This window comes from Roseovarius sp., from assembly GCF_030373445.1.
Classification (GTDB): domain Bacteria; phylum Pseudomonadota; class Alphaproteobacteria; order Rhodobacterales; family Rhodobacteraceae; genus Roseovarius.
In genome coordinates this window covers 12,640-30,119 of record NZ_JAUCYU010000005.1, presented here as the reverse complement: position 1 = coordinate 30,119, position 17,480 = coordinate 12,640, and the positions used below count along the sequence as shown (strand labels likewise).

Below are 17,480 nucleotides of genomic sequence, written 5' to 3'. Positions count from 1 at the left end.
CCAAAGCAGGGCAAAGGCATGGCGAAAACGGGTTTCAGAGGTTCTCGGCCTGCGGCATCCCCAGCACGTGATAGCCGCCATCGACGCGGATGATCTCGCCCGTGGTACAGGCCCCCGCGGGCGAGGCGAGATAGACCGCCGTGCCGCCGATCGCCTCAAGCGTGGCATTGGCCCTGAGCGGGGCGTTCTCCTCGGTATGCCGGAAGGTGCGCCGCGCGCCGCCGATGGCCGCGCCCGCCAGCGTCTTCATTGGGCCGGGCGAGATGGCGTTGACCCGGATGCCTTCCGGCCCGAGGTCGTTGGCCAGGTACCGCGTGGTGGCCTCCAGCGCCGCCTTGGCGACGCCCATCACGTTGTAATTCGGCGCCACCCGGTTCGACCCCTGGTAGGTGAGCGTCAGCATCGTGCCGCCCTTCTCCTTCATCAGCGGGTGCGCCCGGCGGGCGACCTCGATGAAGGAATAACAGGAGATGTCCATCGAATGCTTGAAATTGTGCCGGCTGGTATTGAGGAACCGCCCCGTCAGCTCGGACTTGTCCGAATAGGCGATGGCATGCACGAGGAAATCGATGGTCGACCAGGTCTCGCCCAGCTTCTCGAACGCCGCGTCGAGCGAGGCCTCGTCGGTCACGTCGATATCGAGCAGCACGTCCGAGCCCAGCGTCGCCGCCAGCGGCTGCACGCGCTTGCCGAAGGCCTCGCCCTGGTACGAAAACGCCAGCTCGGCGCCCGCCTCGTGCATGGCCCGGGCGATGCCCCAGGCGATCGAGCGCTCGTTCGCCACGCCCATGACCAGCCCGCGCATGCCCTTCATCGAATTGTTCATCTGTTATTGCCTATCCGTGATACTTGCTCATCAGCATCGAGCCGTTGGTGCCGCCGAAGCCGAAGGAATTGGTCATCACCGTGTCGATCCCGGCATTCTCGGCGCATTCCGTGGCGATCTCGCCCTCGTTGATCTCCGGGTCGAGCGTGTCGACATTGATCGAGGGGATGATGAAATCATGCTCCAGCGCCAGCAGGCAGAAGATCGCCTCCAGCGCGCCGGCCGCGCCCTGCGCATGGCCGGTCATCGACTTGGTCGAGCTGATCGGCGGCACGTGGCCTTCGCCGAAGATGCGCCGCACCGCGGCCACCTCGCCGGCATCACCTACCGGGGTCGAGGTGCCGTGGGCGTTGATGTAGCCCACCTTCCGGTCGCTCCCGAGCTGATCCAGCGCCAGCCGCATGGCCCGCTCGCCGCCCTCGCCCGAGGGGGCCACCATGTCATGCCCGTCCGAGGTGGCGGCATAGCCCGTGACCTCGGCATAGATCTTCGCGCCGCGCGCCTTGGCGTGTTCCAGATCCTCGAGCACCAGCATCCCGCCGCCGCCCGAGATCACGAACCCGTCGCGGTCGGCATCGAACGCCCGGCTCGCCGCTTCCGGCGTGTCGTTGCGCTTCGACGACATCGCGCCCATCGCGTCGAAGAGGCAGCTGAGCGTCCAGTCCAGCTCCTCGCCGCCGCCGGCGAACATCACGTCCTGCTTGCCCATCATGATCTGCTCGGCCGCGTTGCCGATACAATGCAGCGAGGTCGAACAGGCCGAGGTGATCGAATAGTTGATTCCCTTGATCTTGAACGCGGTCGACAGGTTCGCCGACACGGTCGAGCACATGCATTTCGGCACGGCGAACGGCCCGATCCGCTTGGTCCCGCCGGTTTTCAGCACCGTCTGGTGCGCGCTCAGCATGGCGGATGTCGACGGCCCGCCGGACCCCGCCACAAGGCCGGTGCGCGGGTTGACGATATCGCCTTCCTCGAGCCCGGCATCGGCAATCGCCTGCTGCATGGCGATATGGGCATAGGCCGCCCCCGGCCCCATGAAACGCAGGGTCCGCTTGTCGACATGCTCGGACACGTCGATCTTCAGATCGCCCGCGATCCGGCTGCGAAAGCCGTGCTCGGCCATCTCCTCGTTTGCGGTGATTCCGGACTTCCCGCCCTTGAGCGACGCAAGGACTTCCTCGGCATTGTTGCCAATGCTGGAGACGATCCCCAGCCCGGTGACGACGACGCGGCGCATATTGCCTCCCTAGCTGTCTCAACGCCTTGTAGGGCATTGGGGAAGGGTGGTGCAAGATGGCAGGGCGGCTCATGCAGCGGAAGGCGCCATGCCCCTGCCGCAGCCCGCCTGACCGGCTCTTGCGTTGATAACGCCGGCGCTCAGCTCTCGCTGAGCGCCACCTTCATGTCCTTGACCTGGTAGATTTCCTCGCCATCCGCCTCGACCCGGCCATCGGCCACGCCCATGGTCAGGCGGCGGGTCTGCACGGCCTTGGTGAAATCGACGTAATAGGTCAGCATCTTGCGGTCGGGCCGCACCATGCCCTTGAGCTTCACCTCGCCCACGCCCACGGCCATGCCCCGCCCGGGCCAGCCGCGCCAGCCGAGGTTGAACCCGGTCAATTGCCAAAGCCCGTCAAGCCCCAGGCAGCCCGGCATGATCGGGTTCCCGGGAAAGTGGCATTCGAAGAACCACAGGTCGGGGGTGATGTCGAACTCGGCCACCACGTGCCCCTTGCCATGCAGCCCGCCATCGGCCGAGATATCGGTGATCCGGTCCATCATCAGCATCGGCGGCTCGGGCAGCTGGGCGTTGCCGGGGCCGAACAATTCCCCCCGGGCGCATTTCAGCAGGTCATCTTTGTCGAAGCTGCTCGGGTAGTCGGCCATTCAGGCGACCCTTTCATGTTGGATGCGGCACAGTTCCCGTTGCTTACCATCGCGGCAAAGCGCCTTGCAAGCCCGCGCAACCCCCGCGGCAATGGGCCAGACCCATGAAATCTGTTTGAAATCCCCCTGTGCCACTGCTTATATTGCAACCGATCGAAGAGGTACGAAATGACCGAAACGCAAGCGAACACACGTGCCAAGGCGTGGCTAGCAGGCTCGGGCCTGAGACCGACAAGACAGCGCGTCGCCCTCGCGACCCTGCTGATCGGCGATGGCCGGCACCGCCACTTCACCGCCGAAAGCCTCTACGCCTCGGCGCAGGAGGCCTGCGAGAAAGTGTCGCTGGCGACGATCTACAACACGGTCAAGGCGTTCTGCGACGCCGGCCTCGTACAGGAGATCACGGTGGACGGCTCGAAAAGCTATTTCGACACCAACACCCACGATCACCCGCATTTCTTCTGGGAAGACGACCAGAAGCTCACCGACGCCCCCGCCGAGGAGCTCGAGATCGCCCGCCTGCCCAAGGCCCCCGACGGGGCCGAGGTGGCCAGCGTCGACGTGGTGATCCGCCTGCGCCGTACCGGGAAATAAGGCCTTTCCCAGAACAACTTGCGAATGCCTTCTTGTCACGGGCCGCCGCCCGTCGACAGGCTGCTGACGCCCCGGATCCATGGCCGGGGTGCGCATACAGGCTCCCCTTGCGTCAAGGCGTCGGTTCTTCCTCGAACAGCCGCCCGACGCAAGGATCACCGAGTCACTTAAGACAAAGATACAGTCGCTTGGTCACGTAAACATACTGGCTGAGCGGGATGCGCCGCTGGCTTGCATATTCCGCCCGCCGGTTCGGCCCGCGCGCACAGATTTCCGCGGCTTTCGCGTCGGCCTTCTGAACCGCCTGCGCGCGCATCTCCTCGCTCACGAAGCCCATGTCGCCCTGCCCCAACTGGATCTCGACGCTTGCCTCGTTGAAGGATGATACGATCGGCTCGGTCATGCTTTCGGGCGTGCCACAACCGGCCAGCCCGGCCGAGACGGCGAGGGCCGCGAGGAAAAGTGCAGGTCGTCTTTCAATGATCATGTGCCACCGTTCGTTTACTTTCAGGGCCCCGAGCATTAGGTGCGCATGGTAAACAAAACCTTTACTCATCCCCGCAAGCCGGTGAGTCACCTGGAATTTCAGCGAAAAGGAGAGCGAGATGCGCGCCGCCTGGTATGAACGTTTCGGCCCCGCCGCCGATGTCCTCGAAACGGGCGAGGCCGATACCCCCTCCGCCGGGCCGGGCGAGGTGCTTGTCCGCGTGGCTTTCTCGGGCGTGAACCCGTCGGATTCAAAGGCCCGCGCCGGCTCGCGCCCCGGGGTGACCAAACCGCCCTTCCCCCGAATCATCCCCCATTCCGACGGCAGCGGCGTGATCGAGGCGGTGGGCGACGGCGTCGATGCGGCCCGTGTCGGCCAACGCGTCTGGATCTGGAACGGCCAGTGGCAGCGCCCCTTCGGCACCGCCGCCGAATACATCGCCGTGCCCGAGGCGCAGGCCGTGCCGCTGCCCGAGGGCGTCTCGCTCGAAGCCGGCGCCACGCTGGGCATCCCCGGCCTGACGGCGGCGCAGACCGTCTTCGGCGGCGGCGACGTGGCAGGGCAAACCCTGCTCGTCAGCGGCGGCGCCGGGGCCGTGGGCCATAACGCCGTGCAGCTTGCCAAGTCCGGCGGCGCCACGGTCATCGCCACTTGCTCAACGGGCGGCGCCGACCGGGTGAAGGCGGCAGGCGCCGACCACGTGCTCGACTACGCCGACCCCGAGCTGGCCGCGAAGATCACCGAGCTGACCGGCGGCAAGGGCATCGACCGCGCCGTCGAGGTGGAATTCGGCGTCAATGCCGCGCTGCTCGCCGAGGTGATGAAACCGCTCGGCACCATCGCCGCCTATGGCTCGGTCAAGAACATGACGCCGGAACTTCCCTTCGGGCCCTACCTGTTCAAGGGGCTGAAACTCGACATCACGCTGATCTACATCCTGCCCGACGCACCGCGCGCCGAAGCCATCGAGCGGCTGCACGCGGCCCTGGCCGACGGGGCGCTGAAACCGGATGTCGAGCATGTCCTGCCGCTGGAAAAAGCCGCCGAGGCACAGGATATCGTGCTGGAACCGGGCCGCGCCGGGGCGGTTCTGCTGGAGCTCGGTTAAGGCAGCGACGCGCCGGGCGGGCGGCCGTCCGCGGGTGGGCGCTCCGACGGTTGTGATGGTTGATTTATGGTTCAGCCTACTTCCAACCTAAGCTCGGCATGGCCCCGTTGCAGAAGCGCCCGCCCTCGGGGGCGGACGGGCGCTCGCCCGGCGCCGCGCCAAGGCGCGGCTTGATTCCGGGCGGTGTTATACCCCACGGGCAGCCCCTCGCCCGGCGCCTCACACCACCACACGAAAAGCGCGCGCAAGGCCCCTCGGCCTTGCGCGCGTTTCCCCTTACCGGATTGTCCGGCGTATGTCGTCAGGCCACCGAGACAAGCTCGATGTTGAAGGTCAGGTCCTTGCCCGCCAGCGGGTGGTTGGCGTCGAGGATCACCTGCTCCTCGGTCACTTCCGCCACGGTCACCGGCATCACCTGGCCCTGCGGCGTCTGCACCTGAAGCTGGGTGCCGATATCGAGCGGAATATCTTCCGGAATGTCGGCGCGCGGTACGGCCTGCTTGGCATTCGGGTCGGGCTGGCCATAGGCCTCGTCCGCCGGAACCTCGACGGTCTTCTTCTCGCCCTCTTCCATACCCGGAAGGGCCGCATCAAGGCCGGGGATGATCTGGCCCGAGCCCACGGTGAATTCCAGCGGGTCGCGCCCTTCGCTGCTGTCGAAGGTGGAGCCGTCAGTCAAGGTGCCGGTGTAGTGAATACGTACGGTGTCGCCCGTCTTTGCCTGGGTCATATGGAATCCGATCGGTTTGGGAATGGGTTTACAAGGCCGCGGTCCACGCGGGTGCTTGTCTCGACAAACCTCAACGTAGCAACGCCGAACCCGAATTGCAAACCGACGCGCGCCCGCGCGCGAGATCAAAACCAATATTTCTTGAAGGAAATGGCCCTTCCACCCGCCCGCCAGACATGCCAACCTGCCGCTCGTCACGGGGAGGGACAACCATGGCCATCACCACCTGCATCTTCGACGCCTACGGCACGCTCTTCGACGTGGCCGCCGCCGCCCGCAACGCCGCCGAGGAACCGGGGCGCGAGGCGTTCCGCGATCACTGGCCCGCCATCGCCGAGCATTGGCGCAGCAAACAGCTGCAATACACCTGGCTCCGGGCGATCACCGCCGAGCATACCGATTTCTGGCAGGTCACCCAGGACGGGCTCGACTGGTCGCTCGAGGCCGAGGGGCTGGCGGGCGACCCGGAGCTGCGCGAGCGCCTGCTCCAGCTCTACTGGGAGCTCGAAGCCTTCCCGGAAGTGCCGGACATGCTCAAGGCCCTCAAGGAAAACGGGAAAACCACCGCCATCCTCTCCAACGGCTCGCCCCCCATGCTCGACGGCGCGGTGCAGTCGGCCGGCATCGGCGCGCTGCTCGACGACGTCCTTTCGGTCGAGAGCGTCGGCATCTTCAAGCCCGCCCGCACCGTCTATGACCTCGTGGGCCAACGCTTCGGCTGCGCGAAGGAAGAGGTGCTCTTCGTCTCCTCCAACGGCTGGGACGCCGCGGCCGCCGCCGGCTACGGCTTCCGCACCGCCTGGGTCAACCGCGCGGGCGCCCCCATCGACCGCCTGCCCGCCCGGCCCGACACCGTTCTCAAAGACCTCACCGGAATACCGGAGATCGCTGCCTGATGCCCAAGTTCACCACCTCCGACGGCCTGTCCCTCTTTTACGAGGATCAGGGCGACGGCCCGCCCGTCCTCTGCCTTGCCGGGCTCACCCGGAACACCACCGATTTCACCTATCTCGTGCCGCACATGGCCGGGACCCGCCTGATCCGGCTCGATTATCGCGGGCGCGGGCAATCGGATTACGCCGAGGATTACATGACCTACAACATCCTGCGCGAAGGGCAGGATGCAGTCGAACTGCTCGACCACCTCGGTCTGGCAAAGGCCACCATCATCGGCACCTCGCGCGGCGGGCTCATTGCCATGGCCCTCTCCCATACCCATCCCGACCGCCTCAACGGCGTGGTGCTCAACGATATCGGGCCAGAGGTCGCCCCCATCGGCATCGAGCGGATCATGGATTACGTCGGCAAGACGCCCCCCTTCCCCGATCTCGACAGCGCCGCCGATGCCCTGAAAGCAGGCAACGAGGCCGCCTTCCCCCGCGTGCCGCTCGAACGCTGGCGCGAGCAGGCCGAGTTCATGTGGTTCGAAAAGCCCGACGACGGCGGCATCGGCATCCGATATGACTCGCGCCTGCGCGACGCCATGATCGGCCAGGCCGGCGCGGGCGACGCCCCCGATCTCTGGCAGCTTTTCGACGGGCTGAAGGACCAGCCGCTCGCCTCGATCCGCGGGCAGAATTCCGACCTCTTCACCGCCGAGACGCAAGCCGAGATGAACGCCCGCCACCCCGACATGATCACCGCAGTGGTCCCCGACCGGGGACACGTGCCTTTCCTCGACGAACCCCAATCCCTCACCGCGATCCGCGCCCTGCTGGAGAGAACCACTTGAGCGACATCACCATGATCCGTGCCGCCGCCGAGCGCCTGAAAGGCCACGCCCGGCGCACGCCCCTCCTCTCTTCCCCCTTCCTCGACGAGATCGCCGGCCGCCGCGTCTTCGTGAAGGCCGAATGCCTGCAACACACCGGCAGCTTCAAGTATCGCGGCGGCCGCTCGGCCCTCTCGGCGCTCGACCCCGAGACGCGGGCCAAGGGCGTCCTCGCCTATTCCAGCGGCAACCACGCGCAGGGCGTGGCAAGGGCGGCGGCCGAATACGGCGTGCCGGCGGTCATCATCATGCCGGCCGATGCGCCGAAGCTGAAGATCGACAACACCCGCGCCTTGGGCGCCGAGGTGGTGCTCTACGACCGCGCCAACGGCGAAAGCCGCGAGGCGGTGGGCGAGGCGCTCGAGACCGAGCGCAGCCTCACCCTCGTCAAACCCTTCGACGAACCGCTGGTGATCGCCGGCCAAGGCACCTGCGGGCTCGAGATCGCCCAGCAGGCGCGCGAGGAAGGCATCGAGAGCGGCGACGTGCTGGTCTGCTGCGGCGGCGGCGGGTTCACCTCCGGCGTCGCCATGGCCCTGGAAGCCGAGGCGCCGGGCTTCCGGGTGCGCCCGGTCGAGCCGGAAGGCTTCGACGACGTCACCCGCTCGCTCGAATCCGGCCAGCGCGAAAGCAACGCCCGCGCCTCGGGCAATATTTGCGACGCCATCCTCACGCCCTCGCCGGGCGAGATCACCTTCCCGATCCTGCAACGCCTCTGCGGCCCCGGCATCGCGGTCAGCGAAGAGGAATGCCTGCGCGCCATGGGCGTGGCGTTCCAGCGGCTGAAGCTGGTGGCCGAACCCGGCGGCGCCGCGGCGCTGGCCGCCGCGCTCTACCACGGCCACGAGATCGAGGGCGATACGGTGATCTGCACCATCTCCGGCGGCAATGTCGATGCCACCATCTTCGGCCGCGCGCTGGCAACGCTCGAGGAGGGCCCATGAAAACCATCGAGGGCGACCTGGTGGAGCTCGGCCAATCCGGGCGGTTCGATGTCATCGTGCATGGCTGCAACTGCCAGAACGAGATGGGCGCGGGCATCGCCAGGATCATCGCGAAAGAGTTTCCCGAGGCGGAAAAGGCCGACAAGGCCACCGAAAAGGGCGACCGCGACAAGCTGGGCACCATCACCCGTGCCACGGTCGAGTGCGACGGGAACGAGCTGACCATCGTCAACGCCTACACCCAGTTCGACTATCGCGGCCGCGGCAAGAAGGTGGATTACGACGCCGTGAAATCCGCCTTCGAGGCAATCGCCAAGGAGCTTCCCGACGCCCGCGTCGGCTATCCGCTGATCGGCGCCGGAATGGCCGGGGGCGACTGGGACGAGATCGCCCCGATCATCGACGCCGCGCTCGACGGGCAGGACCATGCCCTCGTCGTCCTGCCGGACAAGAAGGGTTGAGCGCATGGATGGCCTGACGTCCCGCCCCGGAATTTGCGCAAATTCCGGGCTGGAAAATGGGCATTTTCCCCGCCGTTTTCCGCGCGGAAAACGACGCCACCTTTCAACCGACGCGCCAAACCGCGCATCTTATCCACAGCTTACAGCCAATTCCTTTCACACATCCAACTGACCCAAAACCCAAAGGCCCGCCATGCCCCGCTTCACCATCGCCAGTTTCAACGTCAAGAACCTCATCGGCGCCGACAAGGAATATTACCAGTTCCAGAAATACACGCCCGAGGAATACGCCTGGAAGACCGACTGGCTGGCCGACCAGCTTCTGACCATGAACGCCGATATCGTGGGCTTCCAGGAGATCTTCGAGGAAGAGCCCCTGATCGACGTGATCGAGGAAGCCTCGGAACGGGCCGAGGTGCTGAACGCCGCGACCGTCCCCGACAAGTCCAAGCGCTACCATCGCAAGGTCATCTTCGACCGCATCCGCGTCGATCCCTACGGCGAGGCCGAGCTGGCCTTCGCCCCCAATTCCGCCGACACCGGCCAGCCCGGCAAGCGCCGCCCCGGCCTGGCACTCCTTTCGCGCTTCGGCTTCGCCGAGCCGCCCGAGATCATCCAGGACCTGCCCGAGCCGCTCCATATCCCGTTCCAGCCCCTCCGCGGCCTCGACGCGCAGGACGCGGGCCACTACACCCTCCGCCGCCTCTCGCGCCCGATCCTCAAGGCCCGTATCCCCATCGGCGGCCAGACCGTCACCGTCTTCAACTGCCACCTGAAATCCAAGCTGGGCGAATACATCAAACCCGACGGCGCCGCCTATGCGCCGGAAGAGGACCTCACGAAATACGACCCCGTCGGCCGCGCCATGGGTTCGCTCCGCTCGGCGCTCCGCCGCATGGCCGAGGCCTGGGTGCTCCGCCGCGAGATCGTGGCCGAGCTGCAGGCCGGCAACCCGGTCATGGCCATGGGCGATTTCAACGACGGCGAACACGCCGTCAGCTCGGAGATCATCACCGGCGAGACGCCCTTCCGCAACTATGCCTGGATGCTGCGCCACGACGCCCAAAGCCCCACCGACCGCTATAGCGAACAGGAAAACCTCCAGATCACCGAGGATATCGAGCGCGTCCGCCTGCATTCCGCCGAAAAGCTCTTCGTCCGCAAATCCCTGCGCGACATGGTCTACACCGCGGCCTTCGGCGGGGTCTTCGAGTCGATCGACCAGATCTTCCTGTCGCGCCATTTCCACCCCGATTTCGACGGCCGGATCGGCGAGATGACCTATTTCAGCGCCTTCAACGACCATCTGACCGATGGCTCGCACCCCGAGGCGCCCTATAACAAACTTGCGTCAGATCATGGACAGGTGATGGCGCATATGGACCTTTACGCGGGATAGGGGCCTGCGCCAGACTGGCCTCAACCGTTTAGGGAGGACGAATATGCGCACACAGGTCGCCATCATCGGCGGGGGGCCGTCGGGCCTGCTGCTCGGCCAGCTTCTTATGAAACACGGGATCGACACCGTCGTCCTGGAACGCCGGACCCGCGACTACGTGCTGGCCCGCATCCGCGCAGGCGTGCTCGAGACCGGCTTCGCCGGGCTCATGCGCGAGGCCGGGGTGGGCACACGGATGGACAAGGAAGGCATCATCCACGAAGGCACCGGCGTCGCCCACGAGAGCGGGCTCTTCCGCATCGACTTCGAAAAACTCACCGGCAACCACGTCATCGTCTACGGCCAGACCGAGGTGACCCGCGACCTCTACGATGCGCGGGCGGCGGCGGGCGGCACCACGCTCTTTGAATGCGCGGGCGTCACGCCCCATGACCTCGACACCGACGCGCCCTACATCACCTTCCTGCAGGGCGGCAAGGTCATCCGGCTCGACTGCGATTTCATCGCCGGCTGCGACGGCTTCCACGGCCCCTCGCGGCAGGCGATCCCCGAAGAGGTGCGCACCGAGTACGAGAAGACCTACCCGTTCGGCTGGCTCGGCATCCTGTCCGAAACACCCCCCGTCGACCACGAACTGATCTACGCCAATTCCGAACGCGGCTTTGCCCTCTGCTCGATGCGCAACGCGAACCTCAGCCGCTATTACATCCAGTGCGCCCTCTCCGACCGCCCCGAGGACTGGGAGGATGATGCCTTCTGGACAGAGCTCAAGCGCCGCCTCCCCGAGGACACGGCCGAAAAGCTCGTTACCGGCCCGTCGATCGAGAAATCCATCGCGCCGCTGCGCTCCTTCGTCTGCGAGCCGATGCGCTGGGGCCGGCTCTTCCTCTGCGGGGATGCCGCCCATATCGTGCCGCCCACGGGCGCCAAGGGCCTCAACACGGCCGCGAGCGACGTGCATTATCTCTATCACGGCATGGTCGCCCACTATCAGGACGGCGAGAGCGAAGGGCTCGACCGCTATTCCGAGACCGCGCTGAAACGCATCTGGAAAACCCAGCGCTTCAGCTGGTCGATGACCAACCTGCTCCACCGCTTCCCCGAACAGTCGGAATTCGACCTGCACGTGCAGGCCGCCGAACTGGCCTTCCTGTCGGAGAACGGGGCCGCCCAGCGGGCGCTGGCGGAAAACTACGTGGGCCTGCCCTACTGACCCGTCCCGGGCTTGACCCGGGACCTCGCGCAGCCGACAACAAGGCCCCGGGCCAGGCCCGGGCGCGAACCACAAGACCACCGGAGGCCCCATGCCCGAGCTGCCCCTCGACGACGTCACCCTGCATTACGAAGAAGACGGCGACCCGAACGGCGCGCCCGTGGTCTTCGCCAACTCGCTCGGCACCAACCTGCATTTGTGGGATCCCATCCTCCCCCACCTGCCACAAGGCCTGCGGATCATCCGCTACGACAAGCGCGGCCACGGCCAAAGCTCCGTGCCGCCTGCCCCTTACGCGATGGGCGCGCTGGTCCGGGATGCCGAACAGCTGCTCGACCATCTGAACGTGCGCGATGCCGTCTTCGTCGGCCTCTCCATCGGCGGGCTGATCGGCCAGGGGCTGGCGGTCAAGCGTCTCGACCAGGTCCGCGCGCTGGTGCTGTCGAACACGGCCGCCAAGATCGGCACACAGGAGATGTGGCAGGACCGGATCGAGGCCGTCCGCAAGGGCGGGATCGAGGCGCTGGCCGACGCGGTGATGGAACGCTGGTTCTCGCGCGACTTCCTCGCCTCCGACGCCCTGCCCCAATGGCGCGAGATGCTCGTCAGCCAGCCGGACGAGGGCTACATAGGCTGCAGCGCCGCCATCGCCGGCACAGATTTCTATACCCCCACCAGCGGGCTGCGCCTTCCGGTCATGGGCATCGCCGGCTCGGAAGACGGCGCCACGCCGCCCGACCTCGTGCGCGAAACGGTCGAGCTGGTGCCGGGCGCCTCCTTCCACCTGATGCGCCGGGCGGGGCACCTGCCTTGCGTCGAGCAGCCCGAGGACTATGCCGGGCTGCTGACGAACTTCCTGCGCGAGACGGGACATATCTGAACCGGCGCAGAGGGGGGGCCAGCCCCCCACGTTGAAATCCCGCGGGATTTCAACGCTCCCCCCGGAGTATTTTACCCAAGAAGAAGCACGGGGCGCGGCCTGCTGCCCTGCACCGGCCTGCGGGCCGTTTTCCGGCTTGCACCCCGGAAAGAATCCGGGTCAGGCTGGGCCTCAAAACCTGCGGGAGGGACGCACATGCAAACCATCAAGGCCGCCGTCTGCCATGAATTCGGCAAACCGCTCGTGATCGAGGATATCCACCTGCGCGCCCCCGAAATGGGCGAGATCGAGGTGACGCTCGACGCCGTGGCGATCTGCCATTCCGACATTTCCTATGCCGAGGGCGCTTGGGGTGGCACGCTTCCGGCCGTCTACGGGCACGAGGCCGCGGGGCGCGTGACCGGCGTCGGCGCCGGGGTCAACGGGCTGGCCGAGGGCGACCCGGTTGTCGTGACGCTGATCCGCGCCTGCGGCGAATGCCCCAGCTGCGGCGGCGGCCGGCCCACGGGCTGTGAAACCCCCATCGACGGCGACCACGGCCCGATCACCACGACAGATGGCGGGGTGTTGCACCAGGCCATGGCCTGCGGTGCCTTCGCCGAGAAGGTCGTCGTGCATCACAGCCAGGTGGTGAAGATGCCCGAGGACATGGCGATGGACGCCGCCTGCCTGCTGGCCTGCGGGGTGATCACCGGCATCGGCGCGGTGGTGAACGCCGCCGGTCTGCGCGCGGGCCAGGACGTGGTGGTGATCGGCGCGGGCGGCGTCGGGCTCAACGCCATCCAGGGCGCGCGCATCGCCGGCGCCCGGCGCATCGTCGCCGTCGACATGAGCGAGGCCAAGCTGGAGGACGCCCGCGCCTTCGGTGCGACCGACGGCGTGCTGGCCACCGAGGCGAAACCCTGGCGTGCCGCGAAGCAGGCGATGGGCCGGGGCGCCGATGCCGTCTTCGTCACCGTGGGCGCCGTGCCCGCCTATGACCAGGCGCCGCGCTACCTGGCCGGGGGCGGCCGCGTGATCATGGTCGGCATGCCCCACTCGGGGGCCGCCTCGTCCTACGAGCCCGCCAATTTCGCCGCCGCCGGCCAAGGCATGATCGGCTCGAAAATGGGCGAGGTGGTCATCAAGCGCGATATCCCCTGGATGATGGACCTCTACGCGCAAGGCCGGCTGAAGCTCGACGAGCTTATCTCGAACCGCTGGTCGCTGGACCAGATCAACGAGGCCTTCGCCGACACCAAAACGGGCGGCGCGCGGCGCAACGTGATCATGCTGCGCTAGGCCGGGCCGATACGGCACCGACGTAATACCGACAAGATACCGACGTAATACCGACGTCGCAAAAGCCCCCTCCGGAGCCCCGCCATGAAGCTGCAAGACCTCGATATCATCGTCACCTCGCCGCCCGCGCCGGGCTGGGGCGGGCGCTACTGGATACTGGTGAAGCTGACCACCGATGACGGCATCACCGGCTGGGGCGAATGCTATGCCTCGACCATCGGGCCGGAGGCGATGAAGCCCGTCATCCGCGACGTGTTCGAGCGGCATATGCAGGGCGAAAACCCTGAAAACATTGAACTTATGTTCCGCCGTGCCTATTCCTCGGGCTTCACCCAGCGGCCCGACCTCACCGTGATGGGCGCGTTCTCGGGGCTCGAGATCGCTTGCTGGGATATTCTCGGCAAGGCGCGCGGCCGCCCCGTCTGGGCGCTGCTGGGCGGCAAGATGAACGACCGCATCCGCACCTACACCTATCTCTACCCCCTGCCGCACCATGAGATCTCCGAGTTCTGGACCTCGCCCGAGATGGCCGCCGAGAGTGCATTGGACTGTGTAAGCCGCGGATATACCGCGGTAAAATTCGATCCCGCCGGCCCCTACACCATGCGCGGCGGGCATATGCCGGCCATGTCCGACATCTCGATGTCCGTCGCCTTCTGCAAGGCCATCCGCGAGGCCGTGGGCGACCGCGCCGACCTTCTCTTCGGCACCCATGGCCAGTTCACCACCGCCGGCGCCATCCGCCTCGGCCAGGCGCTCGAACCCTACTCGCCGCTCTGGTACGAGGAGCCCGTGCCGCCCGACAGCGTCGGCCAGATGGCGCAGGTGGCGGCCAAGGTCCGCATCCCCATCGCCACCGGCGAACGGCTGACCACCAAGGCCGAGTTCGCCCCCCTCCTGCGCGAGGGCGCGGCGGCTATCCTGCAACCCGCCCTGGGGCGTGCGGGCGGCATCTGGGAAATGAAGAAAGTCTCAGCGATGGCAGAGGTTTACAACGCACAGCTCGCCCCGCATCTCTATGCCGGGCCGGTGGAATGGGCGGCCAATCTCAACCTCGCCGCTTCGATCCCCAACCTGCTGATGTGCGAGACGATCGAGACCGAGTTCCACGACCGGTTGATCAAGGGCTCGATCCGCGTCGAACAGGGCTTCGTCACCCCGCCCGAGGCGCCCGGCCTCGGCATCGAGGTCGACGAAGACTTCGCCCGCGCCCACCCCTATACCGGCGAGGGCCTGCACCTCCAGATGCAGGAGGCGCCCTGCGACTACGTCAACGGCAACAGCTTCGCCGGGGGCGCCCCGCCGGAAGAGTGATCGCGAGGCGTTGGCGAATTCTTAAGGCTTTCGGGTCAGGATTGTCGACAGCGTTGCAGTCTACGGAAGGAAGCTCAGCCACACCCACGCGGTACCAATTGTTAACGTCGTGGCGAACAGCACCGTTGTCGCAACAACGCGCATCGCACGGCCATACATGGATGCAAAGATATAGGCGTTCACCCCCGGCGCCATCGCCGCCGTCAGCACGGCCGACCGCGTGGGCTCCACCGGCAGGTGCAGCGCGATGCCAAGGCTGCGTGTCACCGTCGGATGCACGATCAGCGAGATGAGACAGGCATAAAGCACGATCCGCACATCGCCTTCCGCTTTGTAGCTGGCCAGCACCCCGCCCAGCCCGAAGATCGCCGCCGGCAGCGCCGCCCGCACCATCAGGTCGAGCGCGTCATTCACCACGGCGGGGATGTACAGCCCCGACAGGTTGACGATGAACCCCGCCCCGATCCCGAGGATCAGCGCGTTCGAGAACATCGCCTTGAGCACCCGGCCCGCCACGTTGATTCCGGCCTGCCCGCGGGCCCGCACGAACTCCATCACCGTGATCCCGACGCCGTAGCAGAAGGGGGAATGCACCGCGACGATGGCATAGTTGGCCTCCAGCGCGTCCGCCCCGTAGGCGCGTTCGGTCAGCGGCAGGCCAAGCAGCAGGGAATTGGAGAAAAGGCAGCAAAACCCGATAACTACGGCGTCCTCCCAATCCCGCCCGAACAGGAACCGCGCCCCCAGGAGACCGCAGGTGAACCCCACCAGCGCGCCCGCGTAGAAGCTGACAAGCAGTCGCATGTCGAAGCTCTGCCCGAGGTCGAGCCGCGCGATGGCGGTGAACAGCAGGCAGGGGATCGCGAAGTTCTGCGAGAACTTGGTGAGCCCATCCACCCCGGCCTGGCTGAACCAGCCGCGCCAGACCGCGACATAGCCGAACCCGATCACCAGGAAGACCGGAAGGATGACATCAATAAGCGCCTGCAACGCCTTATTCCGTATAGGTTATCACCATGCCGTCATAGGCAGGGGTGATATGCTCGGGGGTCTCGTTCGCCACCGTCTGGTAATCCATGTCGATATGCATGTTGGTCAGCACCGCGCGCCGCGGCCCGGCCCGGGCGATCCATTCCAGCGAGCGTTCGAGATGCGCATGGGTCGGGTGCGGCGTGCGGCGCAGCGCGTCGAGCACCCAGCAATCCAGCCCTTCCAGCGCGCCCCACGTCTCCTCGGGTATCTCCGCCACGTCCGGCAGATAGGCCAGGTCGCCCACCCGGAAGCCCAACGCATCGATCGAGCCGTGGTTCACCTTGAAGGGCCGCAACGTCACCGCGCCGCCCGCCCCCTCGACCACCACGTCGCCCTTGATGGTGTGCATCTCGAGGATCGGCGGATAGGGCGAGCCTTCGGGTTGCATGAAGGCATAACCGAAGCGGGAATAGAGCGTGTTCTGCGTGTCGCCATCGGCCCAGACCGGCACCCGCCGCTTCATGTTGAAGACGATCATCCGCAGGTCGTCGAGCCCGTGCACGTGGTCGGCGTGGTCGTGCGTGTAAACCACCGCGTCAAGCTCCCCCACGCCCGCGCCAAGCAACTGGCTGCGCAGGTCCGGCGAGGTATCGATCAGCACCCGCGTCGTGCCCCCCTCGCCTTCCCGCTCGATCAGCATCGAACACCGGCGGCGGTTGTTCCTGGGGTTTTCCGGGTCGCAATCGCCCCAGTTGTTGCCCAGCCGCGGCACCCCGCCGGACGACCCGCAGCCAAGGATGGTAAAGCGCGTTTCGGTCATGCGGCCGCCTTCCAGAAGAGGCGCCGGAAATTGGCCTGTGTCTGTGCGGCGAAATCGGGCCAGTCCATGCCGAACACCTCGGCCCCCACCTTGGCGGTATGCACCGTATAGGCGGGCTCATTCCGCTTGCCCCGGTAGGGCGGCGGCGCGAGGTAGGGCGCGTCGGTTTCCACCAGGATCCGGTCGGCCGGGGCGGCGGCGAAGATATCCCGCAGCTCGCCGCTTTTCGGGAAGGCCGCGATGCCCGACATCGACAGGTAGAACCCCAGCTCCAGCGCCGCTTTCGCAAGCGCCTCACCGGAAGAAAAGCAATGCATGACACAGGAATAGGCGCCGTTCCTGTACTCGTCCGTCAGGATGCGCGCCATGTCCTCATCGGCATCGCGGGCATGGATGATCAGCGGCAGCCCGGTCTCGCGCGCCGCATCGATATGGATGTGCAGGCTCTGCTTCTGCACCTCCGCGCTCTCCGCGGTGTAATGGTAATCGAGCCCCGTCTCGCCGATGCCCACGAATTTCGGATGCTCGGCCAGTTTCACCAGCTCGTCGACCGTCGCCATCGGCTCGTCGGCGGCGCTCATCGGGTGCGTACCGGCGGCATAGTAGACCGGCGCGTAGGCCTCGGCGATGGCCCGCACCTGCGGCTCCAGCCGCAGCTTGGTGCAGATCGTCACCATCTTCGTGACCCCGGCCTCGACCGCGCGGTTAACGATATCGTCACGTTCTTCGTCGAACGTGTCGAAGTCGAGATGGCAATGGCTGTCGGTGATCGCGACGGGGTCTGACATGA

General features: G+C 66.5%; 19 protein-coding genes. 11 read left to right on the top strand and 8 right to left on the bottom strand.

Going from position 1 to position 17,480, the window contains the following annotated elements:
• Nucleotides 1-34: 34 nt before the first annotated feature.
• From QUV18_RS10370 to fabA, 3 genes are all read right to left on the bottom strand, one after another.
• On the bottom strand, nucleotides 35-826 hold the full coding sequence (locus QUV18_RS10370) for an enoyl-ACP reductase (protein WP_300893839.1): 792 nt from the start codon (nucleotides 824-826) through the stop codon (nucleotides 35-37).
• A gap of 10 nt (nucleotides 827-836) precedes the next feature.
• Entirely contained in the window at nucleotides 837-2,066 is a 1,230-nt protein-coding gene (fabB, locus tag QUV18_RS10365; RefSeq protein WP_300893838.1) for a beta-ketoacyl-ACP synthase I, read from the bottom strand.
• Between the two features lie 140 nt (nucleotides 2,067-2,206).
• Nucleotides 2,207-2,716: a bifunctional 3-hydroxydecanoyl-ACP dehydratase/trans-2-decenoyl-ACP isomerase gene (gene fabA / locus QUV18_RS10360; RefSeq protein ID WP_300893837.1), complete on the bottom strand. Its 510-nt coding sequence runs from the start codon at nucleotides 2,714-2,716 to the stop codon at nucleotides 2,207-2,209.
• Nucleotides 2,717-2,884: 168 nt separating this feature from the next.
• Between fabA and irrA the strand changes: the two genes are divergently transcribed.
• Entirely contained in the window at nucleotides 2,885-3,310 is a 426-nt protein-coding gene (gene irrA, locus QUV18_RS10355; protein WP_300893836.1) for an iron response transcriptional regulator IrrA, read from the top strand.
• 163 nt (nucleotides 3,311-3,473) lie between these two features.
• Here the strand turns inward: irrA and QUV18_RS10350 are convergent, their stop codons facing one another.
• On the bottom strand, nucleotides 3,474-3,797 hold the full coding sequence (locus QUV18_RS10350) for a hypothetical protein (RefSeq protein ID WP_300893835.1): 324 nt from the start codon (nucleotides 3,795-3,797) through the stop codon (nucleotides 3,474-3,476).
• A 118-nt stretch (nucleotides 3,798-3,915) separates the two neighbouring features.
• On the opposite strand from QUV18_RS10350, the gene QUV18_RS10345 reads away from it, so the two are divergent.
• A complete protein-coding gene (locus QUV18_RS10345; protein ID WP_300893834.1) occupies nucleotides 3,916-4,905 on the top strand; it encodes an NADPH:quinone reductase in 990 nt (329 codons plus the stop codon).
• Nucleotides 4,906-5,206: 301 nt separating this feature from the next.
• Here the strand turns inward: QUV18_RS10345 and QUV18_RS10340 are convergent, their stop codons facing one another.
• Nucleotides 5,207-5,635 (bottom strand): peptidylprolyl isomerase, encoded by a 429-nt coding sequence (locus tag QUV18_RS10340; RefSeq protein WP_300893833.1) that lies wholly within the window; start codon nucleotides 5,633-5,635, stop codon nucleotides 5,207-5,209.
• Nucleotides 5,636-5,847: 212 nt separating this feature from the next.
• Between QUV18_RS10340 and QUV18_RS10335 the strand changes: the two genes are divergently transcribed.
• The 9 genes from QUV18_RS10335 (at nucleotide 5,848) to QUV18_RS10295 (ending at nucleotide 14,898) form a co-directional block, all read left to right on the top strand.
• Nucleotides 5,848-6,531 (top strand): haloacid dehalogenase type II, encoded by a 684-nt coding sequence (locus QUV18_RS10335; RefSeq protein WP_300893832.1) that lies wholly within the window; start codon nucleotides 5,848-5,850, stop codon nucleotides 6,529-6,531.
• The gene (locus QUV18_RS10330; RefSeq protein WP_300893831.1) at nucleotides 6,531-7,367 is read left to right on the top strand and encodes an alpha/beta hydrolase; all 837 of its coding nucleotides are present in this window, start codon (nucleotides 6,531-6,533) and stop codon (nucleotides 7,365-7,367) included. The genes QUV18_RS10335 and QUV18_RS10330 overlap by 1 nt, the downstream gene beginning before the upstream one ends.
• On the top strand, nucleotides 7,364-8,350 hold the full coding sequence (locus tag QUV18_RS10325; protein WP_300893830.1) for a threonine/serine dehydratase: 987 nt from the start codon (nucleotides 7,364-7,366) through the stop codon (nucleotides 8,348-8,350). The genes QUV18_RS10330 and QUV18_RS10325 overlap by 4 nt, the downstream gene beginning before the upstream one ends.
• On the top strand, nucleotides 8,347-8,811 hold the full coding sequence (locus tag QUV18_RS10320; RefSeq protein ID WP_300893829.1) for a macro domain-containing protein: 465 nt from the start codon (nucleotides 8,347-8,349) through the stop codon (nucleotides 8,809-8,811). Before QUV18_RS10325 ends, QUV18_RS10320 begins: the two co-directional genes overlap by 4 nt.
• Nucleotides 8,812-9,004: 193 nt before the next feature.
• Nucleotides 9,005-10,210, top strand: a complete 1,206-nt coding sequence (locus QUV18_RS10315; RefSeq protein WP_300893828.1) for an endonuclease/exonuclease/phosphatase family protein — start codon at nucleotides 9,005-9,007, stop codon at nucleotides 10,208-10,210.
• Between the two features lie 43 nt (nucleotides 10,211-10,253).
• Complete coding sequence (gene pobA, locus QUV18_RS10310) at nucleotides 10,254-11,423, top strand: 4-hydroxybenzoate 3-monooxygenase (protein WP_300893827.1); 1,170 nt, start codon at nucleotides 10,254-10,256, stop codon at nucleotides 11,421-11,423.
• A gap of 91 nt (nucleotides 11,424-11,514) precedes the next feature.
• Nucleotides 11,515-12,303: a 3-oxoadipate enol-lactonase gene (gene pcaD, locus QUV18_RS10305; RefSeq protein WP_300893826.1), complete on the top strand. Its 789-nt coding sequence runs from the start codon at nucleotides 11,515-11,517 to the stop codon at nucleotides 12,301-12,303.
• Between the two features lie 195 nt (nucleotides 12,304-12,498).
• Nucleotides 12,499-13,584, top strand: a complete 1,086-nt coding sequence (locus QUV18_RS10300; protein WP_300893825.1) for a zinc-binding dehydrogenase — start codon at nucleotides 12,499-12,501, stop codon at nucleotides 13,582-13,584.
• An 84-nt stretch (nucleotides 13,585-13,668) separates the two neighbouring features.
• Nucleotides 13,669-14,898: a mandelate racemase/muconate lactonizing enzyme family protein gene (locus tag QUV18_RS10295; protein WP_300893824.1), complete on the top strand. Its 1,230-nt coding sequence runs from the start codon at nucleotides 13,669-13,671 to the stop codon at nucleotides 14,896-14,898.
• A 60-nt stretch (nucleotides 14,899-14,958) separates the two neighbouring features.
• Here QUV18_RS10295 and QUV18_RS10290 read toward each other — a convergent pair whose 3' ends face one another.
• From QUV18_RS10290 to QUV18_RS10280, 3 genes are read right to left on the bottom strand one after another with little or no spacing between them, the layout of a single operon-like run.
• On the bottom strand, nucleotides 14,959-15,888 hold the full coding sequence (locus tag QUV18_RS10290) for an AEC family transporter (RefSeq protein WP_300893823.1): 930 nt from the start codon (nucleotides 15,886-15,888) through the stop codon (nucleotides 14,959-14,961).
• 4 nt (nucleotides 15,889-15,892) lie between these two features.
• A complete protein-coding gene (locus QUV18_RS10285) occupies nucleotides 15,893-16,690 on the bottom strand; it encodes an MBL fold metallo-hydrolase (RefSeq protein ID WP_300893822.1) in 798 nt (265 codons plus the stop codon).
• Nucleotides 16,687-17,478 carry a TatD family hydrolase gene (locus tag QUV18_RS10280; protein ID WP_300893821.1) on the bottom strand — a complete coding sequence of 264 codons (792 nt, stop codon included), beginning with the start codon at nucleotides 17,476-17,478 and terminating at the stop codon, nucleotides 16,687-16,689. Before QUV18_RS10280 ends, QUV18_RS10285 begins: the two co-directional genes overlap by 4 nt.
• Between the last annotated feature and the right edge of the window lie 2 nt (nucleotides 17,479-17,480).

What these genes read in the sequence shown, in the direction of transcription:
- QUV18_RS10340 (WP_300893833.1), bottom strand. Translation starts at nt 5,635, where the DNA reads ATGACCCAGGCAAAGACGGGCGACACCGTACGTATTCACTACACCGGC.
- QUV18_RS10330 (WP_300893831.1), top strand. Translation starts at nt 6,531, where the DNA reads ATGCCCAAGTTCACCACCTCCGACGGCCTGTCCCTCTTTTACGAGGAT.
- QUV18_RS10345 (WP_300893834.1), top strand. Translation starts at nt 3,916, where the DNA reads ATGCGCGCCGCCTGGTATGAACGTTTCGGCCCCGCCGCCGATGTCCTC.
- QUV18_RS10295 (WP_300893824.1), top strand. Translation starts at nt 13,669, where the DNA reads ATGAAGCTGCAAGACCTCGATATCATCGTCACCTCGCCGCCCGCGCCG.
- pcaD (WP_300893826.1), top strand. Translation starts at nt 11,515, where the DNA reads ATGCCCGAGCTGCCCCTCGACGACGTCACCCTGCATTACGAAGAAGAC.
- irrA (WP_300893836.1), top strand. Translation starts at nt 2,885, where the DNA reads ATGACCGAAACGCAAGCGAACACACGTGCCAAGGCGTGGCTAGCAGGC.
- fabB (WP_300893838.1), bottom strand. Translation starts at nt 2,066, where the DNA reads ATGCGCCGCGTCGTCGTCACCGGGCTGGGGATCGTCTCCAGCATTGGC.
- fabA (WP_300893837.1), bottom strand. Translation starts at nt 2,716, where the DNA reads ATGGCCGACTACCCGAGCAGCTTCGACAAAGATGACCTGCTGAAATGC.
- QUV18_RS10350 (WP_300893835.1), bottom strand. Translation starts at nt 3,797, where the DNA reads ATGATCATTGAAAGACGACCTGCACTTTTCCTCGCGGCCCTCGCCGTC.
- QUV18_RS10320 (WP_300893829.1), top strand. Translation starts at nt 8,347, where the DNA reads ATGAAAACCATCGAGGGCGACCTGGTGGAGCTCGGCCAATCCGGGCGG.
- pobA (WP_300893827.1), top strand. Translation starts at nt 10,254, where the DNA reads ATGCGCACACAGGTCGCCATCATCGGCGGGGGGCCGTCGGGCCTGCTG.
- QUV18_RS10285 (WP_300893822.1), bottom strand. Translation starts at nt 16,690, where the DNA reads ATGACCGAAACGCGCTTTACCATCCTTGGCTGCGGGTCGTCCGGCGGG.
- QUV18_RS10300 (WP_300893825.1), top strand. Translation starts at nt 12,499, where the DNA reads ATGCAAACCATCAAGGCCGCCGTCTGCCATGAATTCGGCAAACCGCTC.
- QUV18_RS10370 (WP_300893839.1), bottom strand. Translation starts at nt 826, where the DNA reads ATGAACAATTCGATGAAGGGCATGCGCGGGCTGGTCATGGGCGTGGCG.
- QUV18_RS10335 (WP_300893832.1), top strand. Translation starts at nt 5,848, where the DNA reads ATGGCCATCACCACCTGCATCTTCGACGCCTACGGCACGCTCTTCGAC.
- QUV18_RS10280 (WP_300893821.1), bottom strand. Translation starts at nt 17,478, where the DNA reads ATGTCAGACCCCGTCGCGATCACCGACAGCCATTGCCATCTCGACTTC.
- QUV18_RS10315 (WP_300893828.1), top strand. Translation starts at nt 9,005, where the DNA reads ATGCCCCGCTTCACCATCGCCAGTTTCAACGTCAAGAACCTCATCGGC.